Source organism: Paraburkholderia sp. UYCP14C (assembly GCF_004197395.1).
GTDB lineage: Bacteria > Pseudomonadota > Gammaproteobacteria > Burkholderiales > Burkholderiaceae > Paraburkholderia.
Genome location: NZ_SELS01000164.1, coordinates 1 through 4301, shown reverse-complemented (window position 1 = coordinate 4301; position 4301 = coordinate 1). Strand labels below are relative to the sequence as shown.

The window sequence follows — 4301 nt, the reverse complement described above, 5'->3', positions numbered from 1 at the left end:
CGCCGTCCTGTTCAATCGATAAGGTATCCAAATCTATAAAGATTATTTCGACCACGCTACCTATTTGCACCGGAGCCCTGGGAATCGGACGGATGCCTTGATGCTGTTTTCCAGGCTTCGGTGTTCAGGCTTCATGGCGACGACCGTCTGGACACGCGCATCATCCACGGCGATGGCACCACAACCGCGGCAAAGAAAGGCGGCGACAATCTCGGCTTCAGCGGCCACAAGAAGCTCAAGGGCTGCAAGGTGGTTGCCCTGTGTGACCGGAATTGCAACGTGATCGCACCGTTCGTCAGAGCACCGGGCAATCGCAATGAATCGCCGCTGTTACGAGAAGCGCTGCCGCGCCTCACGCGCATCGCCCGTGCGGTGGGGCTGGATCTACGGGGCACGGTCATGAGCCTGGATGGCGTGTACGATTGCCGGGACAACCGCAAAGGGCGCTATCACGTTGGTGAGATGGTCGGGTAAAATTTCGTGATGAAGAATGCAAAATCGTTTTACCACGGTCATCGCTTCCCGGCGCGGTCATCAGTTGCGCCGTGCGCCGGTATTTCAGATGTCAGCTCAGCCTGCGTGATATCGAAGAGCTGCTGTTCGAGCGCGGGGTTATCGTCAGCTACGAAACGGTCCGGCGCTGGTGCGAGAAGTTCGGTGCGTGCTTCGCACACCGTGTGAAAGCGTCGCGTCGTAAGCTTGGCGCCACATGGCACCTTGACGAAGTATTTGTGACGTTGCGCGGTGAGCCTACCTCTTGTGGCGCGCCGTCGATCAACACGGTGCTGAACGCGATATCCTGCTACAGAAGCGCCGTGACAAGGCAGCAGCGAAGCGGTTTTTCAGGCGCATGCTTGCCTCGTGTGGTGAGGCGCCGCGCAGGTGCAGGCGCCACGGGAACGGGAGGTCCTTACCAATTCCGGCGGCGAAAGCCGAGATTGCCGAACTGGCTCACGTCAAGCACGTCTTCGTGAAAGCCTGCGCGCGGATCAATCGTCATCTTCCGGTTGGAGTGCCGCAAGCGATTGTTATCCGACGCGCGGCACTCCGGCTCATGCATAGCCCTGAGCATTGCGGCGCGCTTTGTGCGCGGACATAATGCGCACGAAATCCGCCGATGCAATTGAGCGATTACCTCGGCCGAAACCCAATGGAGCGATTCGCATGAAAAGACACAACGACGTTGAAGGGCTGCTTGAAACCGCGCTCTTTCGTTCGCGATGGATACTTTCCCCGTTTTATGTTGGGCTCTGTCTGTCCTTACTGATGTTGCTCTACGCCTTCGGCGTCGAACTATTCCACTCGCTGAGCAATCTTTTTACGGCCTCCGTCGAACAGATCATTCTCGCGGTTCTCTCACTGATCGACCTGTCACTGGCCGCCAACCTCGTGCTGATCGTTATCTTCTCGGGTTACGAGAACTTCATTTCGAAGATCGATACCGGTGAGAACGAAGACCGACCAGCCTGGATGGGAAAGCTCGACTTCTCCGGCCTGAAAATGAAGTTGATCGGCTCCATAGTTGCCATTTCGGCTATCTCACTGCTGCGCGCATTCATGGAACTCGTTGCGGTGGGCGCGCAGATTGACGTGACACGCATTCGCTGGCTCGTGATTCTCCATCTGACCTTTATCGTGTCAGGCGTGCTTTTCGCGGTCATGGACTGGGTCGCAGCGAAGGCCGACCAGCATTAATCGGGCGCACGAAGCAGCGTGGATATGAACGGCACGCTGCCCACTCGTTCCTGCTTACCCCAGCATCCCGCCTTGTCGGACAGTTACTGTCGACGGGGAAATAGACATAGGTGAGCTTTTACGGGTGCTGGTGCAAATAGGTAAGCGGGTTGAGAAAGTTCATATAGGATGGAAAGTTTATCGATCAAAGAGGACCGCATTCCATACGGCGGGCGCAGCGGCCTCCTTGAGGCCGGGCTTCGCGAGATCGAACTGCCCCTTGCGAATGCGATGCGTCAACCCGATTCCTGAAATCGGGGTTGCGGCGCTCCCGAATCGCTTGAACCTAGCAGGCTGTTGAAAAGCGCCCCGTCACGACACCGAAGCTACGTTCAGGAGACTTGCGCGTGCAATTTCCCGCTGAATTACCGGTTTGCCGCGCGATCCGCGCGGCGCATGCGCACGCATGCCGCCCTGCTGGCGCGCAGTCTTCACGCCGTGACCGCTCATCGCGCCGCTCCTTGCGGCACCACCCCTGGCATTCGGGCCATGCGGGTCAGATTGCTGGCAACCATCGTCAGCTTGAAGTGCTGGTCGACGCGCTTGATACCGCGATAGACCGTCTGCCGGATCCGACCGACCGTTTTACCCCAGCCGAAATGCTCTTCGATTCGTTTGCGGATGATCTGGCTAATCCGGTAGCCCGCGTGCCGCGAAGTGCGGCCGTCTATTGCGCTGCCGCCCCAACGCTCATCGTTGCGCGCGACATGCGGTGTCACGTTGCGAGCGCGGCAATCGTTCACGAAGTCGCGGGTGTCATACGCCTGGTCGGCACCAGCTGTCTTCGCATGAGCGCCTGGCACGCGATCGAGCAATTGCAATGCGCTGGCCCGCTCGGCGAAGCCATCTGCGTGACTGACCACGGCGCCGACCACCAGCCCCGAGCGATTCTCCATCAGGATGTGCCCGTGGTAGCACAGGATGGCCGGGCTCTTGTGGCTCTTCTTGAACAATCGCGCCTCCGGATCAGTAGTCGACTCGTGCGTGGCATTGCTACGTCGCTCGCCTTTCCAGTCAGTGTCGGCGTTGCGGCCACCGCTGGCTGGCGGACCATCGTCCGGGCCGTCCTTACGGCGGAAGCTCTTGTGACTGGCCCACGCCTGAATCAGCGTGCCGTCCACCGAGAAATGGTCTCTCGACAGCAAGCCCCGCTTGTCCGCCAGGCTCATGACTTCGGTGAAGAACGCGTCCACGACTTCATGCTCGAGCAACCGGTCGCGGTTCTTCGAGAACACCGAGTGGTCCCACACGGCGTCCTCAATCGCCAGCCCGACAAACCAGCGGAACAGCAGGTTGTAGCGCATCTGCTCCATCAGCATGCGCTCGCTGCGCACCGAGTAGAACACTTGCAACAGCAGCGCCCGCATCAGCTTCTCAGGCGCAATCGAGGCACGGCCGGTGTCCGCGTAGATGACGCTGAACAGCCCGTTGAGCCGTTTCAACGCGTCATTCACCAGCAACCGGATCGGTCGCAACGGGTGATCTGCCGGGACGAAGTCCTCGAGCTTGACCGTCGTGAACAGGGGTTCCTGCATCTCATCCATTCCGCGCATCGCATCCGCTGCCAAAGATCACGAACACGATATCCATAACGCCCGTCCCTCAAACCCCGTTTACACGGGACCCAAATTCAACAGCCTGCTAGAGGGTGTTAGGCAGTTTATGTCGGACCTGGTATCCTGACGGAATGAAAAAACGCAGGCCCTACCCAACTGATGTGTCGGATGAAGAGTGGTACTTCGCCGCTCCGTACCTGACCTTGATGAACAAGGACGCACCACAGCGCCGCTACGAACTGCGCGAGATGTTCAACGCGCTGCGCTGGATCGTACGTGCCGGTGCCCCGTGGCGTTTGTTGCCCAATGACTTTCCGCCGTGGGAACTGATCTACCAGCAGACGCAACGCTGGATTCAGGCGGGCTGCTTCGAGGCCATGGTGAGCGATTTGCGTTCGATCATCCGTGTCGCCCAGGACCGCCGTGGTCAACCCGGTGCGGTCATCCTCGATGGCCGTACGCTGCAGTCGACGTGCGAAAGCGGCGCACGCGCAGGCTACGACGGGTACAAACGTAAAGGTACATGTGGCGGTGGACACGTTGGGACGACTGCTCGCGGTGCATGTGACGCCGGCCAACGAGCAGGAGCGCGCGCAGGTTGGAGAACTGGCGCGTCAGGTCCAGCAGGCTACAGGACAGACGGTCAAGGTGGCGTTCGCGGATCAGGGATATACCGGCGAAGAGCCCGCGCAGGCGGCGCTTGACGAAGGGATTGAACTTCAGGTCATCAAGTTGCCCGAGGCGAAAAAGGGCTTCGTGCTGTTGCCGCGCCGCTGGGTGGTTGAGCGCAGCTTCGGCTGGCTCAACCGCTTCCGCCGACTCGCAAGAGACTACGAGCGATTGCCCAGAAACTCTGGCTGGCTTGCACTTCGTCGTCTTCTCCGTGCTTATGCTTGTGCACTTTGCACCCCCTTAGCAAAAGTGGCTAACACCCGGCGGCCTCAAAAGCGAGGTGCAACACTTATCTCGTATAAGGTGTTGCAATGCCCGACAAAACTACTTCTACTTCAT

The 4301-nt window shown here is 59.2% G+C and carries 3 protein-coding genes and 2 pseudogenes; 4 read left to right on the top strand and 1 reads right to left on the bottom strand.

Annotated features, from left to right (window positions below; all coding sequences use genetic code 11):
* Window positions 1–120: 120 nt before the first annotated feature.
* From EVC45_RS43590 to EVC45_RS43580, 3 genes and pseudogenes are all read left to right on the top strand, one after another.
* Window positions 121–474: a hypothetical protein gene (locus EVC45_RS43590; RefSeq protein WP_248295520.1), complete on the top strand. Its 354-nt coding sequence runs from the start codon at window positions 121–123 to the stop codon at window positions 472–474.
* 9 nt (window positions 475–483) lie between these two features.
* Window positions 484–994 (top strand): annotated as a pseudogene (locus tag EVC45_RS43585) (IS6 family transposase); the annotation flags it as partial.
* Between the two features lie 170 nt (window positions 995–1164).
* Window positions 1165–1695, top strand: coding sequence for a TIGR00645 family protein (locus EVC45_RS43580; RefSeq protein ID WP_129964231.1), 531 nt, complete (start codon window positions 1165–1167; stop codon window positions 1693–1695).
* Between the two features lie 485 nt (window positions 1696–2180).
* Here the strand turns inward: EVC45_RS43580 and EVC45_RS43570 are convergent, their stop codons facing one another.
* Window positions 2181–3287, bottom strand: a complete 1107-nt coding sequence (locus tag EVC45_RS43570; RefSeq protein WP_373683131.1) for an IS5 family transposase — start codon at window positions 3285–3287, stop codon at window positions 2181–2183.
* Between the two features lie 134 nt (window positions 3288–3421).
* Between EVC45_RS43570 and EVC45_RS43565 the strand changes: the two are divergent.
* A pseudogene (locus tag EVC45_RS43565) lies at window positions 3422–4206 on the top strand (IS5 family transposase).
* Window positions 4207–4301: the final 95 nt, after the last annotated feature.

Excerpts from the sequence above, each read along its gene's own strand:
- EVC45_RS43580 (WP_129964231.1), top strand. The coding sequence starts at position 1,165 with ATGAAAAGACACAACGACGTTGAAGGGCTGCTTGAAACCGCGCTCTTT.
- EVC45_RS43570 (WP_373683131.1), bottom strand. The coding sequence starts at position 3,287 with ATGCGCGGAATGGATGAGATGCAGGAACCCCTGTTCACGACGGTCAAG.